Raw genomic sequence first — 16,639 nt, 5'->3', positions numbered from 1 at the left:
TGGATATGTGGGGCACGGATGGGTCTTGTCTTTCGCTGGCTGGTACGGATTACCTCGGGGCTGATCTTGCTGGTACTGGCCGCCATCGGACTGGTCTACTTTCTGGCCAGCCAGTCCCTGCCCGACTACGATCAAAGCCTTGAAGTCAAAGGTCTGACCGCCCCGATCGAGATCGTCCGTGACACCGCGAACGTACCGCACATTCTGGGCCAGAACGATCCGGATGTGTTCTTTGGTCTGGGCTATGCCCATGCGCAGGACCGGCTGTGGCAGATGACGGTTCTGCGCCGTACTGCGCAGGGGCGGCTCTCGGAAATCTTTGGCCAGCGTACGGTTCATATCGACAAGCTGTTGCGCCGCTTCGATCTGTACGGGTTGGCCCATCGGTCGGTCGAAGTTCAAAACGACTATACCAAGGCTGCATTGCGGGCATATGCCGCCGGAGTGAACGCCCGGCTGGACGAGATTAACGAGCAGGCACTGGGCCGCGGCGCGCCCGAAATGTTTCTGTTCAACGCACCGGTGTCTCCCTGGCAGCCCGGCGACAGCCTGGCGGTGATCAAGCTGATGGCGTTGCAACTGTCCGGCCACCTGCAGGATGAAGTTCTCAGGGCCCGTACTTCTCTGATGCTCGACGACCCGGCCCGTCTTGCCGATATCCTGCCGGATGTACCCGGTCCGGGGATCGCCGCCCTTCCCGAATATGCCGCGCTTTTTCCAAACTTGCCACGATATGCCGCCGGTACGGAAACGCCCGACCTCCCCCTGTCGCCTATTCCGCGCCGCGGATTGGCTGGCGCTTCCAATGCCTGGTCTGCTGCGCCATCCCGCTCGGCCAGTGGCGGCACTTTGCTGGCGAACGACCCGCATCTGGGTCTCACCGCCCCCGGCGTCTGGTACCTCGCGCGGCTGGAACTAGTAAAAGGGGGCGTCATCGGCGCCACCATTCCCGGCGTCCCGGCAGTCATGACCGGGCGAAGTGACCGGTTGGGTTGGGGTTTAACTTCGTCCTATCTGGACGATCAGGACGTGCATATCGAACGGCTGAACCCGGATAACCCCGAAGAATACCTGACCCCCGATGGGTTCAAGAAATTCCGCACCCGTCCTTCGATCATTGAGATCAAGGATGAAGCCCCCATCACGCTGACCTTACGCTGGACGGAAAACGGCCCCGTTCTACCGGGCACGGATTACAATCTGGAAACCATCACGCCTCCGGGGCATGTCGCTTCGCTGTCATGGAACGCCCTTAGCCCTCGCGATACATCGATGACGGCATCGATGGCCCTGATGAATGCTGACACGGTGCGGCAGGCGATTGCCGCAGCTGAAAACTATATTGCGCCCTCACAGAACCTGTCGCTGGTCGACAAGGACACGATCGGACTGAAACTGATTGGCGCAATGCCCAATCGGGATCTGAACAATCAAAGCCGGGGCCGCATTCCGACCCCCGGTTGGCTGAAACGTAATCGCTGGCAGGGCCGCCTGCCCTATTCGGACAATCCTGAATTCGTTGCCCCTGCAGGCGGCATCCTGGGCAACACCAACAACAAGATCATCGACCGGCCCTTTCCAAAACACGTCTCATATGAATGGGGCGACACTCAACGGGTACACCGCTGGGAACGCCTGATGCAGTCGCGCGAAGTTCATACTCGCGACAGCTTTATCGAGGCTCAGTTGGACACCGTCAGCTTCACGGCGCGTTCGTTGCTGCCACTGATCGGTGCCGACCTCTGGTTTACAGGCGAGTCCGCTCCGGAAGGAACATTGGAGCGCCAGCGCCAAACCGCACTCAGCCTGCTGGCCGAATGGAATGGCGAGATGAATGAACATCTGCCAGAGCCTCTGATCTATGCCGCATGGCTGCGCGCGTTGCAGATCCGCCTGATTTCGGACGACCTTGGTCCGCTCGCGAGTGAGTACAAACATGTCGAGCCATTGTTCATCGAACGGGTTTACCGCGATATCGACGGTGCGTCGGTCTGGTGCGACGTGCGTCAAAGTGCTCCGGTTGAAACCTGCACCGACATGGCGCGGCTGGCGTTGGACGATGCGCTGATCTGGATATCGGAACGGTACGGAAACGCGCTGGAATCCCTGCGCTGGGGCGACGCGCATCAGGCCACGCACGATCACCCGGTTCTGGGCGAGGTTCCGGTGCTGCGGTTTTTTGTGAACATCCGCCAATCGACAAGCGGCGGTGACAACACTCTTCTTCGGGGTCGGACATCCGGCGTCGGTCCCGATCCATTTCAGAACGTCCACGGCGCGGGCTATCGTGGGGTTTATGATTTTGCCGATTCGGACAGCTCGGTCTTCATTACGGCAACCGGCCAGTCCGGCCATTTCCTGTCGCGCTATTATGACGATCAGGCCCAACTTTGGCGCCGCGGAGAATACATCCCCATGTCATTGGACATAGACCTCGCCCGCGCGGCTGCGGTTGGCGTGACCCACCTTAACCCCGCCCGCTAATCTTTCGGAGTCATAAGTGTTCACGCTCCGCCTATTGGTACTTGGCCTGCTTTTTGGTCTTGCCTGCTTCGTGCTTGCCGCGTTTTTGCTTTCGGAACACGCAGCCCAACGGCCGGTTAGTCCCCTTGCCGCCGCCGCTCAACCTGATCAAGTGCAACCAAAACAGGTCAAAATGGCTGAGCGCCGGGATCTTGAATACCCGTGGCCCGAGGAATTTTCCTACGCACCCTCTTCACAGGTGAAACAATTGTCGACGCTTCACACGGCGAATGGACGGCGCTGGTACAGCTACGGGCCGACCGCGGAACCTTCGGCGCCTGTCGTTATCCTGCTGCATGGGGCCGGTCGGAACGGATTGTCGGTGCTGGAAATGTGGATGACCACAGCCAGCGACAACGGCCTGATCCTGATTGCACCCAATGCGCGCGGCAAGACCTGGACGGCGGACGACATCTCACAAACACTTCTGGAGGACATGCTTAAGTCGGTTCCCGATCAGTATGGCCTCGACCCGGGTGATATCTATCTGTTTGGCCATTCCGATGGGGCGAAACTGGCAGCATTTCTTATCAACCGGACCATTGGGCCGTGGAAAGCGGCTGTGCTTCATGCTGGCTTTAACCCAGCCGACAGCCACGCCCCGACCAGAAAAGCCAAGCCGGTTCGCCTGTATCTGGGCACGCGCGACCACATCTTCTCGGTCGCCGCAGCGCGCGAGGCAGCTCGGGCGCTTGCGCAATCGGGGCACCCGGTCGACCTGCACCTGATCCCGGCGCATTCTCATTGGCTTTACGTCGTTGGGCCCGAGATCGCCCGCGACAGCTGGCAGTGGATGCATGGATTGAGCCGGGAATACTGAGCTCTTCTTCAGTTTTTCGCCGATATCCGCGCATTGCCAGGGCTAGCATGGACGCCGCTGCGCGCATTTGGCATAGCATTCGCAAGGCCATTGCAGCGACAATGAAGGGGGAAACCGGTGGGCAGTGTTCGAGACACATTGAACAATTTGGCGCGCGACTATGCCATTGCATGGAGTTCGGGCGACGCAAATGCAGTCGCCTCGTTCTTTGCCTCGGACGGTCAGATTTCGATCAACCGGGGCGAGCCTTTACGCGGACGCGACGCAATTGCGGAAATGGCGCGCGGGTTTCACGCAGATTTTCCCGATCTTGAAGTGCGGTGCGATATGCTGCGGTGGGCTGGTTCGCACGCCATCTTTGTCTGGACGCTCGAGGGACGCCATGCCCAAACCGGCAACCATGTCATCACCCGTGGCTGGGAAGAGTGGGAGTTGGGCGCGGACCACAAGATAAAATCGTCACTCGGATGGTTTGACGCGGACGATTACCAGAGGCAGATAGACGGGAAGTAATCTGCCCCAGTCGACTCACACTGACAAAAGACCCTAAAGGGGGTCTTCTGCATCCGTGAAAATCTCATAATCGCGTTCGAGGCCCTGAGTGACCAGATACCAGTCGGATGCTTTTGTGCGTGCTTGATGCGCCTCGAATGCGGCCTGATTTTCAAAGACCTCGGACACGATCAACCGCCCTGGAAGCTCTGCATCCTCTCTGACCTCGAATGCGAGGCATCCAGTCTCATTTCGGGTCAGTGCTATGTGCTCCGGCAATGCCCGAAGCACATCCGCCAGCCTGTCGGGCGGGACAATCAGAAACCCCTGCAATCTGATTTTCGCGCTATCGGCCTGCGACATCGCTCTCTCCCATATTCACGCGCGACAATTCACAGCGCAGAGTATTGTGCGGCCTGTTTGTCGGTCCAGAGCACAGTAATAACGAACCCTTCATCGGTCTGCTTTTCTGTGCGCACAACGTCCTGACGGAACAGCCACGCGCGCTTGTTGCCTTCCGAATAATCCAGGTTCAGAACAGATTCATGCCGGGCGCCCTGCAGCTTGACTGCAATCTCGGCCAGCAGTTTTTCGACGCCTGCGCCTGTTACGGCGGAAATGGGATATATTGCCGGGTCCCGCTCTGCCCGTGACAGGGCCGCTTCGGTTTCATCGGGTGAAAGCAGGTCAGTCTTGTTCCAGACTTCCAGCCGGGGACGTTCGTCGTCCACACCTAGCGAGGTCAGGATGGTTTCGACGTCCTTTGCCTGTTCGTCGGATTCTTCGTGACTGATATCACGCACATGAACGATCAGGTCCGCACCCAGAACCTCTTCCAATGTCGCCCGAAACGCCGCGACCAGTTCCGTGGGCAGGTTCGAGATAAATCCCACCGTGTCCGACAGTATCACCTCGGGGCCGTCCGGCAATTCGACCCGGCGCATAGTTGGATCGAGGGTGGCGAACAGCATGTCCTTGGCCATCACCTCAGCCCCGGTCAGGCGATTGAACAACGTCGATTTGCCCGCGTTCGTATAGCCCACCAGGGCTACAATCGGATACGGCACCTTTGCACGCGCGGCGCGATGGAGCGTGCGGGTTTTGACCACCTTTTGCAGCTGCCGCCGCAGGCGCACGAGCTGTTCGTCAATGGCGCGACGGTCTGCTTCAATCTGGGTTTCACCGGGTCCGCCAACAAAGCCCAGACCACCACGCTGCCGTTCCAGGTGGGTCCACGCCCGTACCAGCCGCGTGCGCTGATAGCTGAGCGCCGCCATCTCGACCTGAAGAACGCCCTCTCGCGTGCGGGCGCGGTCGCTGAAAATTTCCAGGATCAGACCGGTGCGATCGAGGATTTTGACCTTCCACGCCTTTTCAAGGTTGCGCTGCTGAACAGGCGTCACCGGACCGTCGATCAGGACAAGCTCGATCTTGTTGTCATGAAGTCGCTCGCCCAGGTCTTCGATCTTGCCGCTGCCAAACAGAAGCCCCGGCTGCGCGCGTTGCAGGCGCACGATTTCCGAACCGATCACATCCAGATCGGGCAAAGCGGCGGCCAGTGCCACCGCCTCTTCCAGCGCTGGTTCGGGAACACGGCGCTGTTCATCTGATTTGATTTCGGGATGCAGCACCCAGGCACGGGTGCGCGTCCTGTCATGTTCCATCAAGAGGCGTCTTCGCCCTCATAGAGATTGATCGGTTGCGACGGCATGATGGTCGAAATTGCGTGCTTGTACACCAACTGCGACTGTCCGTCGCGGCGCAACAGTACACAGAAATTGTCGAACCAGGTGATGACACCCTGCAATTTAACGCCGTTGATCAGGAAAATCGTGACCGGGACTTTTGCTTTCCGTACATTGTTCAGGAACGCGTCCTGCAGATTCTGTCTGTCCGAAGCCATATTTTGTTATCTCGCCATTGTTCTTGCTACGCGCTGCGGACCAACGCGCTCCCTCCGGCTGAGTATGGAGTGGCGCGCGCAGATATTCCAGATGAAAAATCAGGCGTTAATGGAATGGCCTGCAAGCAGGTTAATCCCGCCACAGGGCCGGAGTAATCAGTGCGATGATGGCAAGGGTTTCCAACCGGCCAATAACCATTGCAGCGCAAAGCGTCAGCTTGGCCCCGGCAGACAGGTCAACCAGTCTAATAGGTACGTCCGTGGCCAGTTCGATCAGCGGTCCGGTCGTGCTTAGAGTGGCGACACTCAAAACCATCGCCTGTTCGAAACCCACGCCTGTCGCGGCCAGCAACACATCGAACAGACCAAGGGTCAGCGCGAACATCATCAGGAAGATCCAGGCAATAAAGGCACCATCGCTTTGAATACGGCGGTTGCCTCCGCCCTCGCCGCTGACAGATGAGGGGTAGATCAGCCGGTCGATCTCGCGCTTGCCATTCAGATAGAGGGCATAGACCCTCAGCAACTTGACCCCGCCGGCGGTAGTAGCGACGCCGCCGCCGATCAGTGCGAGCCCCATCAGGACCAATCCGGGAGTACCCAAACCCGACAGTTGCTGGGCGTCATTCCAGTTGGCGCTTTCGAACCCGGCCGTAGTCAGAAACGACATTACAGTGAACACCATGCCCCAGATGACATGCAGCGCCTGAATGAGTTCGATCTGTAGGCCTAGTTCTGCAACGCCGGCCAGGACGCGGAAGAACAACAAAGCTGCGACCGCCATCACGATCAAAACACCGATACGAAATTCGGGATCCTTGTCCAGCCGTGCGTACCCCGTTGTTGCCGTGTCCGCCGAAAACGTGAGGCGGGACAAAGCGAAAAACAGAAACAAGAATACAATTGCCTCGCCTGTGATGCCTGCAGTCGACCCCTCAAGCCCACCCACAGGCGAGATTCCCGACGTCGCCATGACGGACATGGCATGACAAATTGCGGTCAGCCCCTGTTCGCCTGCGATCAGCAACAGGATCCACATCACCACGGTCAACCCGGTGTAGACCGGTGCCAGAGCGCGTGTCACTCGGATCAGATGCCCGCGCGGGTCCATCTTTTCGCTCTGCGCGACACCCGATACCGGGCGGCCCGGCTGGCCACGTGCCGTGACTTCGAACCCTCCCAGTGACAATGGCGCAAGAATCGCCGCCGCGGCGATCCACATCAGCAAACCGCCCAGCCAACCCACAAGGGCCCGCCACAAATGCAGCGGTGCGGTCAGACGCGCAGGATCAGGGAACAGGTCAGCCCCTGTTGTTGTAACCGCGCTGACCATATCAAAATACGCATTTAAAAAGCTGGTATTGCCCAGGGCCTCATGTAACGGGATCGCCAGAAACAAAGGCAGGATCGTAAACGAAGACAACATCACCGCCAGCTGACCCAATGTCCCCCGACGAGGCTTCCGATTCATCAGAGCCAGAGAGATGAGCGTGACGACAAAAATGCCCAGAAGGCCGGAGTAGAAAAACGACCGTGACGTATCATGGTCATCCAGGGCCAGCGCATAAACGGCGGGAATCCACATCGCCAACGACGCGACACCCCAGATCAGCAAAAGCAGCGGCAATCGCCGAAAAAACCCGATCTGCTGCTGACCCTTCGCCCGTAACATCAGAAGAAATCAATGGAGACCTGCATCAGGCGTTCCACCTCGGGCACGTCTTTAGCCAGCGCAAAAATGGCGACCACGTCTTTTTCATCAATCCGCAGACTGCCCGTGGGACGCACGACATCGTCGCCTTTTCGCACAGCACCAACCAGGACACCTTCCGGGAAATCGATGTCGCGCAGTTTCTGTCCGGCCATGGGCGAGGTCGAAAGAACCTCTGCTTCGATCACCTCGGCTTCTGCATCTCCGATGGAATAGACCTGCCTTACGCGGCCATGGCGAATGTGTCGCAGGATCGAACTGACCGTTGTGGCGCGCGGGTTGATATAAGCGTCGATCCCAAGGGGACCCATCAGCGCCACCATGCTCGGGTCGTTGATCAGAGCGATGGCCAGAGCGCAGCCCTCACTTTTGGCACGAACGGCTGCCAGCATATTGGTCCGGTCGTCATCGGTGACGGCCAGCATCGCATCGGCGCGGTCAATCCCGGCCTCGCTCAGCAACGCGGTGTCCAGCCCATCCCCGTTCAAAACAATTGTACGTTCCAGCGTTTCGGCGGCGATTTCGGCGCATTTCCGGTCCCGCTCGATGATCTTGGCGCGCACCCGGCTTTCACGTTCTTCCAGCGTCCGAGCGACCTCGAGCCCGACATTGCCGCCGCCGACAATCACGACGCGGTCCTGCTTTTTCTGAGCCTTGCCAAAGACTTCCATCGTGCGGTCGACATCTTTGACATTGGTAAAGACATAGCATTCGTCCCCGACAAACAGCTGGTCTTCGGATTCCGGGGCAAACAGGGATCCCTCGCGCCGCACACCCACCACGATCGAGCTGAGCGTCGAAAACAGATCGGTCAACTGCCGCAGCGGCGTGTTTACAATCGGGCAGTCCTCATCAACGCGAATGCCCAACAACTGCGCCCTGCCATCCATGAAAATCTCGGTGTCAAATGCCGACGGGGCCGACAGACGGCGCATTGCGGCCGCTGCGACCTCACGCTCGGGGCTGATCACGACATCGATAGGCAAATGATCCCGGCGGTAAAGGTCCGAATGGATCGCCTCAAGGTAAGATTTCGACCGAAGACGCGCAATCTTGCGCTGGATCGAGAATACGGAATGCGCCATCTGACAGGTGACCATATTCACCTCGTCCGAATGAGTGGCCGCAATGATCATATCTGCGTCGCGCGCCCCTGCCCGATCCAGCACATCCGGGTAGCTTGCAAAGCCCGCGATCCCCTGCACATCCAGCGTTTCGGTTGCGCGACGGACCAGGTCGGGATTGTTGTCGACCACCGTCACATCATTCAGTTCGCTCGACAGGTGCCGCGCAATCTGCCAGCCGACCTGACCGGCGCCGCAAATGATGACCTTCATGTTTCTGGCCCTTCTGCCTGAAATCATTGAATGACAGATGCCCCCAAAGCGGTCAATTGAATTGTCATGATCGGGTGGTTGAGGCAAGATAACAGTATGAAAACAGTACCTGCTTTCCTGATTTCCGTCCTCGTTCTGTCCGCTTGCGGTCCTCTGTCGCTGTATTATCGAGAAGGCGAAAGCGTCTCGCGCCTGCAGACTGAGACGACAGAATGTCAGGTAAAGGCGCTTAAGGACGCGCCGGTAGCCAACCAAATCCGACAGAGCCCGCCCGTCTACTGGCCCGGACGCACCTATTGCGATGGAAAGGGAAATTGCTACCGCTCGCCAGGCTGGTGGGAACCCGGGCGTGTTTACACAGTGGATGTAAACCAGGGGTTGCGCAACACGGTCGAGGCTCAGTGCATGGCTCAGAAAGGGTTTCGGCCGGTCAGCCTTCCGCCTTGCAAAAACAGCGTGAAGTCACGGGTCACACCTGCGCGCACAACGGTCCTGCCGCCGCTGAACCCGTCATCCTGTTTCGTGAAATTCGACGACGGTTCGTTCCAGATCGTTACACCGGGGCAAACGGGCTAGCCCCGGCGGATCATTCCGCCGGTTCAGGCTCGTCAAGCTGCGCCACCCGCGCACCCGATTTGTTTGAAGTGACCACGCCCAGCGACTTCAGCTTGCGGTGCAACGCGCTGCGCTCCATTCCGACGAAGCTGGCGGTGCGGCTGATATTGCCGCCGAAACGGTTGATCTGGGTCAGCAGATACTCCCGCTCAAACGCTTCACGGGCTTCGCGCAGTGGCAGGGTCGCCAAGACACCGGACAGGACAACACGACCGGTTTCGTCAGATTTTTCTTCCTCGTTGGGCAGTTCGCGCGCTTCAATCGGCCCCGTTCCATCGCCGAGGATCAGCACTCGCTCGATCAAATTCTTTAGCTGCCGCACATTGCCGGGCCAGGTCATGGTCTGAAGCAGGGCAACCGCCTCGTCGGACAGTTCTCGTATCGGTAAGCCTTGGGTTTCATTGCACATTTCGATGAAGTGCTGCGCCAATACCGGGATATCCTCGCGCCGTTCCTCCAGCGAAGGCACCGTAATCGGAACAACGTTCAGACGGTGATACAGTTCTTCACGGAACCGGTCCGCCGCGATTTCCTCTTCGAGATCGCGGTTGGTCGAAGAGATGACGCGCAGATCGACCCGTACCTTGTCGGTGCCTCCGACACGCTGGAACTGCTGGTCCACCAGAACACGCAGGATCTTGGATTGAGTGCCCAAGGGCATGTCGGCGACTTCATCGAAATAGATCACACCGCCATGCGCCTCTTCCAGCAGGCCGGATTCGACACCGCGCTCAGAAGATTCGCGCCCAAACAGAACTTCTTCCATACGTTCCGGCTCGACCCCTGCGCAGTTCACTGTGACAAACGGGGCGTTGGCCCGGTTGGAATGGGCGTGGATATACCGGGCCGCGATTTCCTTGCCCGACCCGGCCGGCCCGCTGAGCATCACGCGGCCGTTTGACTTGGTGACCTTGTCCAATTGACCTTGCATCGCGCGGAAGGAAGCCGACTTGCCGATCATGTCCGAACAACTGACTTCTTTCCTCTTCAGCGAGGCATTCTCGCGACGCAATCGCGAGGTTTCCATTGCGCGGCGGATCACGACCATCAGTTGATCAATATTGAAGGGCTTCTCGATGAAATCATACGCGCCCTGCTTGATCGCAGCGACCGCAATTTCGATATTCCCGTGGCCTGAGATAATCACCACCGGTACATCCGGATTGTCACGTTTCACCGCCTTCAGGATGTCGATCCCGTCCATGCGGCTGTCTTTCAGCCAGATATCCAGAATCAGCAGCCCCGGTGGCTCGGAATTGATTGCCGACATACACTCGTCCGAGTTGCCGGCAAGCCTGGTGGAATAGCCTTCGTCCTCGAGAATATCGGACACAAGCTCGCGAATATCGCGTTCGTCATCTACGATCAGAATGTCGCTCATCTTTGGCCTGCTTTCAGTTTGTTGGTTTTAATCGCCTGCTTTTGTGGCGCGACGGAAGAGGCCCCTTCGGCCCCGGGCAAACGGATCACAGCCATCGCGCCGAAATGGTCTTGTCCGTCGAAAACGGGCGCGTCTTCCAATGTCAGCGCTCCGCCGTGTTCTTCGATAATCTTCTTGACGATCGGCAGTCCCAGACCGGTGCCCTCGTCACGTGTGGTTACATAAGGTTCAAACAGCCGCGCCCGGTCTTCGGGCAAGCCGATGCCATTGTCGGCAATCGTGATGACAGTCCCGGCGTCATCGAGCGCCATTGCTACTTTGATCTGCGGTTTGAGGTTTTCTGGCGCGCCCTTTTCTTTCAGCGTGCCTATAGCTTCACCCGCGTTCTTGATCAGGTTGGTCAGCGCCTGATTCAGCATCGTTGCGTCCACATCCGCGAATACAGGCTGGTCGGGCAGGTCGGCATCAATGTCCACATCGGGTTGCCCCGACTGTTGCAACAACACAGCCTCGCGCACCAGTTCGACAAGGTTCTCTTCGTGGCGATCCGGTTCCGGCATACGCGCAAATTTCGAGAACTCGTCCACGATGCGCCGCAAATCGTTGGTCTGGCGCACGATGACATCCGTCATCGATTCCAAGGTGTCGCAATCTTCCTCGTCCAGCTTGCGGGAGAATTTGCGCTTGATCCGTTCGGCGCTCAGTTGGATCGGGGTCAGAGGGTTCTTGATTTCATGCGCGATGCGGCGTGCCACGTCGCCCCAGGCCGCCATCCTTTGGGCGCTGACCAGATCGGTCACATCGTCAAAGGCAACCACGTACCCTTCAAGCCCGCCATCCTCACCCCGGCGCGTCGCCATGCGGACCAGAAGATTTTCTAGCTGCCCCTTGCGCGTGACCTTGACCTCGCCCTGCACGGCCTCCTGCCCGCTTTCCTTGAGGTTCTCGAACAAAGGCAGGAACTCAGGCACAGCGATACCAATCGCCAGGTGTTGCTCGCCGCTGTACCAATCCAACAATCGTTCGGCCGAGCGATTCACAAAGGTCACGCAGCCATCCGGGTCGACACCCACAACACCGGAAGTCACCGAACTCAGCACCGAGTCAAACAGACGCCGACGCCGTTCGATGTGGCGCGTGTTCTCCAGCAGAGTGTCGCGTTGCCCTTTCAGCTGGCGCGTCATTTGGTTGAAATACCGACCGAGCATGGCGATTTCATCATCGCTGGCCTCTTCTATCACCTGCACGCTCAGATCACCGGCTCCGACGCGCTGCGCCGCCGTGGTCAACCGTCCGACCGGGCGCGACAGGCGTTCCGCGAACCACATACCCAGCGACATCGCCGCCAGAATGAGGATCACTGCGAATGCCAAGTACAGCAGGCCAAATTCGAACAGAACCCTGCCCCGTTCACTTTCAAGCTGCCGGTAGAACTGGGCCGTTTCCTTGGTGTCGTCCAACAGCGTCAGTAGTTGGCCGTCTACCTCACGGCTGACATACAAATAGCGGTCAGCAAAGGCCTGCAATGGCACCAGCGCGCGAAACTCGCTGTTGTCCCAGTCGGCAATAATCGCCATGCCCTGATCATTGGCCTCAATTATCTGCTCTGGCGTGGGTTTTTCGTAGTTGAACAGGTAAGACCGATCACCGCGGGATCTGATCTCTCCACTTCCGTCAATGACATAAGCCTCGCGCAGGCCGCGCTGAATTTGTCCCTGCCCTTGCGCGAGGACCTCGCGCAGCTCGGCATCACTGATATAGAAATCCAGCGCCCGCGCATTATCCAGATACCGTGCCAATACGGTGGCGTCCTGCGTCAGACCTTGCCGGTGTTCCTGCTCGTAAGCTTCAGCAGCGGTCAGGGACGACCCGACAACCTGTCGCACGCGGTCCGAGAACCACCCTTCGAGGCCGATATTCACAGTGAGTCCGGCAAAGATCGCGACGGTGACCGTTGGCACCAGCGCAAGCAGCGTGAATGCGCCGATCAGGCGCAAGTGCAGCCTAGACCCTGCGGATTTCGCCCGTCGCGCAGCGATCAGGCTGCCCAGCTGCCCCAGCACCAACGCAGCGACAACGAGAACGTAAACGAGATCTGCAAGGAGAATCAGCCGCAGTGTCGGGGCCGTCGCGCCAAGATCAAATGGACCGATAACCAGATAGGTCGCAAGCGCCAGCACCGGACCCAACATGACCAGACCCAAGGTGCTGAAATTGCGGAACCTCCGGGACTTGCGCCACCGGTTGATCGATAGGATCGGCCCGTTCTGTGCCCGGGTTGCCACCGTCTGCCCTCATTCTGATGTGTCGCCTGCGCGACTTACCGCCATATGTCGTGGTCGTTGGCCGGAACGAACCCGGATGCCACGTTTTGTGTGGCGATATTACATCAGTTTGCGGCGACGTGTCACCTGAATATCGAGATCCGTAATTTTTTTACGCAGCGTATTTCGGTTAATCCCCAATAAATCAGCACATTTTGCCTGATTTCCACCGGTTGCATCCAAAGCAATTTCGATCAGCGGCGCTTCGACTTCGCGCAAAATCCGCTGATACAGGCCCGGCGGCGGCAGAATATTCCCGTGCAAATCAAAATACCGTCGCAGATGTCGCCCGACCGAGGCCGACAGTTTTTCGCGTTCTCCGTCTCCCAGTACCGGTTCGGCTTCGGGCTGACTGCCCAAAACCGTTTCTACTTCGGTCCGGGAAATCTCGTCGGCCCGGCTGGTCAGGCTGAGACGGCGAATGGCGTTTTCAAGTTGGCGCACGTTGCCGGGCCAGGAATACCGTCGCACCAGTTCAACCGCATCCGGGCTGAGCCAGCGCTTCGTTCCCGTTTCACGCTCCTCCCGGGCCAGAAAATGATCGGCCAAAAGGTTTATGTCGTCCACACGCTCCCGCAGTGCCGGAACGTGGATCGTCGCGCCGCACAAACGATAATACAGGTCCTGGCGCACACGGCCGGATTCCATGGCACCGGTCAGGTCCGACTGACTGGTGGCCATGAAGCGCGGCACATGGTCGCCCGGCGTGTCCATCATCCGAACGATCCGGGCCTGAACCTCATCCTCAATGTCGGTAATCTCGTCAATCAACAACGTCCCGCCACGTACCCGGGCCATCACCCGCGCGGGGCCTTCCAGATCGCTCAGTTCGGTCGCCGTTACGGTCACGAATGGTAATGTGCGACGGTCCGAGAAATCGTGAATAGCGCGCCCTATCAGCGACTTACCGGTTCCGCTTTCACCGGAAATCATGACCGACAAATCCGTATTCATCACGCGCGCAACCAGCCTGTATAGCGACTGCATCAAAGGTGTCCGCCCCACCAACGGCAACTCGTCCGGTCGCTCCTCTGTCGTGTCGGCGGGTTCCGGCAGCGCGCGCTGTTTGGCCTCTAATGCGCGCGCAGTGCGTTTCATCAGGTCCGGCAAGTCAAAAGGCTTCGGCAAATAGTCATATGCGTCTGCCTCGGCCGCTTGAATTGCCGTCATGATCGTGTTCTGGGCCGAGATCACGATCACCGGCAGTCCGGGCCGGTCCTGGGCTATTTTCGGCAGCATCTCCAGCCCGTTGCCATCAGGCATGACAACGTCCGAGATCACGACATCGCCCTTGCCCTCGCCCACCCAGCGCATCAGCGTGGTCAGCGACGAGGTCGCATGCACCTTGCATCCCGCCCGCGTCAGGGCCTGAGTCAAAACCGTTCGGATTGTGCGATCGTCATCGGCGACCAGAACTGTGCCATCCATCAGAGGCTCTCCTTGCGCTGCTCTTCACTGTGCGCCCGTCGCAGGGACAGGCGAAATACGGTGCGTCCGGGTACGGAGTCGGCTGAAATCCAGCCGTCATGGTCCGACACGATCTTGCTGACCAGTGCCAGCCCGAGGCCGGTGCCGTTGTCTTTACCCGAAACGAAGGGATCGAAAATGTCGCTGCGGATTTTCTCGGGCAGACCGGGACCATCGTCGATGATCTCGATCTGCAGGGGCAGCGAATGGCCCGAACCGTCGCTGCGGCGTAGGCGGAAAGAATGTTCGAAATAAGTGCGCAGACGAATGGTTCCGCCTTTGGGATCAGCGGCTTCCGAGGCGTTCTTGAGCAGGTTCAGCACCACTTGCAAAAACTGATCGGGATCACCATAAGCCAAGGGCAGTGAGGGGTCGTAGTCCTCAATAATGGTCATATGCGCCCCAAAACCCAGCAGCGCCGACCGGCGCGCGCGATCCAAAACATCATGGATATTGACCGGCTTGAAATCAGGTTTTGACAGGTTTCCGAATTGCTCGACCTGCTCCAGCAATTTCACGATACGTCGCGTCTCGGCAACAATTAGGTCTGTAAGTTCAAGATCTTGCTGTGGAATATTCATGCTGAGAAGCTGCGCGGCACCCGTGATGCCGGCCAGCGGATTCTTGATCTCATGCGCCAGCATTTCGGCCATTCCGATCGCGGATTGGGCCGCTGATTTGACTGTGTTGCCAAGTGTCATTCGACCCGCCAGTTCACGCGGCGAGATGGTCATGATCATCGAGCCCGGATGCCCCATCAACGGCGCGATTTGCAGCGCGCATTGTAATGGCGCCCGGTTGCCCGACCCGACATCCACATCATTCACGAAAAGCGGAGTCCCGTATTGCCGGGCACGCACAAACGCCTCTTCCAGAGGAGCGTCGACGGCCAACAAATCCCAGACCGGGTTTCCCAGTACGGATTTGCGCGACGCGTTCAGAAACCCCTCACCTGACGAGTTGACATCAGCAACCCGGTCATCCGGGTCAATGATGAAGGCAGGAACCGGCAAAGAGGCCCAGATGGCTTGATCCGACGTCATGCGGCCTCCTCCGTCCTGACGATCAGAGCGTCGCCCAACAAGCGCAGCACTTCGTCAGGATCCCGTGAGGTCAAGACCGCCCGGCGCAGGGTCAAGGGTGTGCCTGCTTCATCCATATACCACCCCAGATGCTTTCGGGCGACGCGAAGGCCCAAATCCTGACCGTAAAAGCCCAGCATTGCGTGATAATGCGCCCGGACCATCGCAATCAGGTCCTTGCCTTCGGGAATTCCCGGCGCATCCCCCCCGTAGAGATCGTGACAAATCTGGGCCAGCAGCCAAGGTTTACCCTGCGCGCCGCGTCCTACCATAACACCGTCTGCGCCCGACCTTTCCAAAGCCTCTTTGGCGGCCGTCGTATCAACGATATCTCCGTTGGCGATCACGGGGATCGAAACGGCCTCTTTCACTGCCCTAATCGCCTGCCAGTCAGCGCGACCTTTGTAGAACTGACACCGCGTGCGTCCGTGAATCGTAACCATTTGAATGCCGGCATCCTGCGCACGCCGGGCCACATCCGGAGCGTTCAGCAGCGAGTCATCCCAGCCCAGCCGCGTTTTCAGCGTCACAGGCACATCCACGGCGCCCACTACCGCCTCGATCAGCGTTAGTGCGTGGTCCGGTGTTTTCAGCAATGCGGATCCGGAATACCCATTCGTTACCTTTTTGGCCGGACACCCCATATTGATGTCGATCACCCGCGCACCCCGGTCGGCCACCTGACGGGCGGCTTCGGCCATCCAGTGCGCCTCTCGACCCGCCAGTTGCACGGCGGTGTTTTCAATATCCGCGGAAAGCTCGGCCCGCTCACGCACGCCGGGTTTCGCCTGCACCATCTCCTGACTGGCCACCATCTCGCTGACGACCATGCCTGCGCCGAACCGCATGACGAGATCGCGGAACGGTCGGTCAGTGATTCCAGCCATCGGCGCCAACAACACCGGAGGGGTCAGTTCCTTTTCAGCAAGACGCAGGGTCAACGTGCCTAATCCTTGAGCAATTGCAGATTTGATATCGAAAACG

14 protein-coding genes are annotated in these 16,639 nt (G+C 58.8%); 4 read left to right on the top strand and 10 right to left on the bottom strand.

All coding sequences use genetic code 11. The features are described 5' to 3' along the window. The first annotated feature begins 18 nt into the window (after window positions 1–18). The 3 genes from AC2TEL_RS13320 to AC2TEL_RS13310 all read left to right on the top strand — a co-directional run bounded on the left by AC2TEL_RS13320 (window position 19) and on the right by AC2TEL_RS13310 (window position 3,856). A complete protein-coding gene (locus AC2TEL_RS13320) occupies window positions 19–2,484 on the top strand; it encodes a penicillin acylase family protein (RefSeq protein ID WP_480904428.1) in 2,466 nt (821 codons plus the stop codon). 172 nt (window positions 2,485–2,656) lie between these two features. After that, window positions 2,657–3,343, top strand: a complete 687-nt coding sequence (locus AC2TEL_RS13315; RefSeq protein WP_480904426.1) for an alpha/beta hydrolase — start codon at window positions 2,657–2,659, stop codon at window positions 3,341–3,343. 117 nt (window positions 3,344–3,460) lie between these two features. Continuing rightward, window positions 3,461–3,856, top strand: coding sequence for an SgcJ/EcaC family oxidoreductase (locus tag AC2TEL_RS13310; protein WP_480904423.1), 396 nt, complete (start codon window positions 3,461–3,463; stop codon window positions 3,854–3,856). A 33-nt stretch (window positions 3,857–3,889) separates the two neighbouring features. Here AC2TEL_RS13310 and AC2TEL_RS13305 read toward each other — a convergent pair whose 3' ends face one another. From AC2TEL_RS13305 to trkA, 5 genes are all read right to left on the bottom strand, one after another. Further along, window positions 3,890–4,198, bottom strand: coding sequence for a putative quinol monooxygenase (locus tag AC2TEL_RS13305; protein ID WP_480904420.1), 309 nt, complete (start codon window positions 4,196–4,198; stop codon window positions 3,890–3,892). A gap of 29 nt (window positions 4,199–4,227) precedes the next feature. Continuing rightward, entirely contained in the window at window positions 4,228–5,499 is a 1,272-nt protein-coding gene (gene hflX, locus AC2TEL_RS13300; RefSeq protein WP_480840049.1) for a GTPase HflX, read from the bottom strand. Continuing rightward, on the bottom strand, window positions 5,499–5,738 hold the full coding sequence (gene hfq / locus AC2TEL_RS13295; protein WP_005982826.1) for an RNA chaperone Hfq: 240 nt from the start codon (window positions 5,736–5,738) through the stop codon (window positions 5,499–5,501). Before hfq ends, hflX begins: the two co-directional genes overlap by 1 nt. A gap of 130 nt (window positions 5,739–5,868) precedes the next feature. Next, window positions 5,869–7,410, bottom strand: a complete 1,542-nt coding sequence (locus AC2TEL_RS13290; protein WP_480840051.1) for a TrkH family potassium uptake protein — start codon at window positions 7,408–7,410, stop codon at window positions 5,869–5,871. Beyond that, complete coding sequence (trkA, locus tag AC2TEL_RS13285) at window positions 7,410–8,786, bottom strand: Trk system potassium transporter TrkA (protein WP_480840053.1); 1,377 nt, start codon at window positions 8,784–8,786, stop codon at window positions 7,410–7,412. The genes AC2TEL_RS13290 and trkA overlap by 1 nt, the downstream gene beginning before the upstream one ends. Window positions 8,787–8,882: 96 nt before the next feature. Between trkA and AC2TEL_RS13280 the strand changes: the two genes are divergently transcribed. Further along, window positions 8,883–9,362, top strand: a complete 480-nt coding sequence (locus AC2TEL_RS13280; protein WP_480904417.1) for a hypothetical protein — start codon at window positions 8,883–8,885, stop codon at window positions 9,360–9,362. Between the two features lie 10 nt (window positions 9,363–9,372). Here AC2TEL_RS13280 and ntrX read toward each other — a convergent pair whose 3' ends face one another. The 5 genes from ntrX to dusB all read right to left on the bottom strand — a co-directional run bounded on the left by ntrX (window position 9,373) and on the right by dusB (window position 16,596). Further along, window positions 9,373–10,782: a nitrogen assimilation response regulator NtrX gene (gene ntrX / locus AC2TEL_RS13275; protein WP_480840057.1), complete on the bottom strand. Its 1,410-nt coding sequence runs from the start codon at window positions 10,780–10,782 to the stop codon at window positions 9,373–9,375. Further along, window positions 10,779–12,974, bottom strand: a complete 2,196-nt coding sequence (locus AC2TEL_RS13270; protein ID WP_480904636.1) for a sensor histidine kinase NtrY-like — start codon at window positions 12,972–12,974, stop codon at window positions 10,779–10,781. The genes ntrX and AC2TEL_RS13270 overlap by 4 nt, the downstream gene beginning before the upstream one ends. Window positions 12,975–13,166: 192 nt before the next feature. Further along, window positions 13,167–14,534 carry a response regulator gene (locus tag AC2TEL_RS13265; protein ID WP_480904414.1) on the bottom strand — a complete coding sequence of 456 codons (1,368 nt, stop codon included), beginning with the start codon at window positions 14,532–14,534 and terminating at the stop codon, window positions 13,167–13,169. After that, window positions 14,534–15,616, bottom strand: a complete 1,083-nt coding sequence (locus AC2TEL_RS13260; protein ID WP_480904411.1) for a two-component system sensor histidine kinase NtrB — start codon at window positions 15,614–15,616, stop codon at window positions 14,534–14,536. Before AC2TEL_RS13260 ends, AC2TEL_RS13265 begins: the two co-directional genes overlap by 1 nt. Continuing rightward, complete coding sequence (dusB, locus tag AC2TEL_RS13255; RefSeq protein ID WP_480904408.1) at window positions 15,613–16,596, bottom strand: tRNA dihydrouridine synthase DusB; 984 nt, start codon at window positions 16,594–16,596, stop codon at window positions 15,613–15,615. Before dusB ends, AC2TEL_RS13260 begins: the two co-directional genes overlap by 4 nt. Window positions 16,597–16,639: the final 43 nt, after the last annotated feature.

The organism is Ruegeria sp. HKCCD9138, assembly GCF_057220975.1.
The sequence above is the reverse complement of the archived record's forward strand: the minus strand, read 5'-3'. Positions and strand labels throughout refer to the sequence as shown.

What these genes read in the sequence shown, in the direction of transcription:
- AC2TEL_RS13280 (WP_480904417.1), top strand. Translation starts at nt 8,883, where the DNA reads ATGAAAACAGTACCTGCTTTCCTGATTTCCGTCCTCGTTCTGTCCGCT.
- AC2TEL_RS13260 (WP_480904411.1), bottom strand. Translation starts at nt 15,616, where the DNA reads ATGACGTCGGATCAAGCCATCTGGGCCTCTTTGCCGGTTCCTGCCTTC.
- trkA (WP_480840053.1), bottom strand. Translation starts at nt 8,786, where the DNA reads ATGAAGGTCATCATTTGCGGCGCCGGTCAGGTCGGCTGGCAGATTGCG.
- AC2TEL_RS13320 (WP_480904428.1), top strand. Translation starts at nt 19, where the DNA reads ATGGGTCTTGTCTTTCGCTGGCTGGTACGGATTACCTCGGGGCTGATC.
- AC2TEL_RS13290 (WP_480840051.1), bottom strand. Translation starts at nt 7,410, where the DNA reads ATGTTACGGGCGAAGGGTCAGCAGCAGATCGGGTTTTTTCGGCGATTG.
- AC2TEL_RS13265 (WP_480904414.1), bottom strand. Translation starts at nt 14,534, where the DNA reads ATGGATGGCACAGTTCTGGTCGCCGATGACGATCGCACAATCCGAACG.
- hflX (WP_480840049.1), bottom strand. Translation starts at nt 5,499, where the DNA reads ATGGAACATGACAGGACGCGCACCCGTGCCTGGGTGCTGCATCCCGAA.
- ntrX (WP_480840057.1), bottom strand. Translation starts at nt 10,782, where the DNA reads ATGAGCGACATTCTGATCGTAGATGACGAACGCGATATTCGCGAGCTT.
- AC2TEL_RS13270 (WP_480904636.1), bottom strand. Translation starts at nt 12,974, where the DNA reads ATGTTGGGTCCGGTGCTGGCGCTTGCGACCTATCTGGTTATCGGTCCA.
- AC2TEL_RS13305 (WP_480904420.1), bottom strand. Translation starts at nt 4,198, where the DNA reads ATGTCGCAGGCCGATAGCGCGAAAATCAGATTGCAGGGGTTTCTGATT.
- AC2TEL_RS13315 (WP_480904426.1), top strand. Translation starts at nt 2,657, where the DNA reads ATGGCTGAGCGCCGGGATCTTGAATACCCGTGGCCCGAGGAATTTTCC.
- hfq (WP_005982826.1), bottom strand. Translation starts at nt 5,738, where the DNA reads ATGGCTTCGGACAGACAGAATCTGCAGGACGCGTTCCTGAACAATGTA.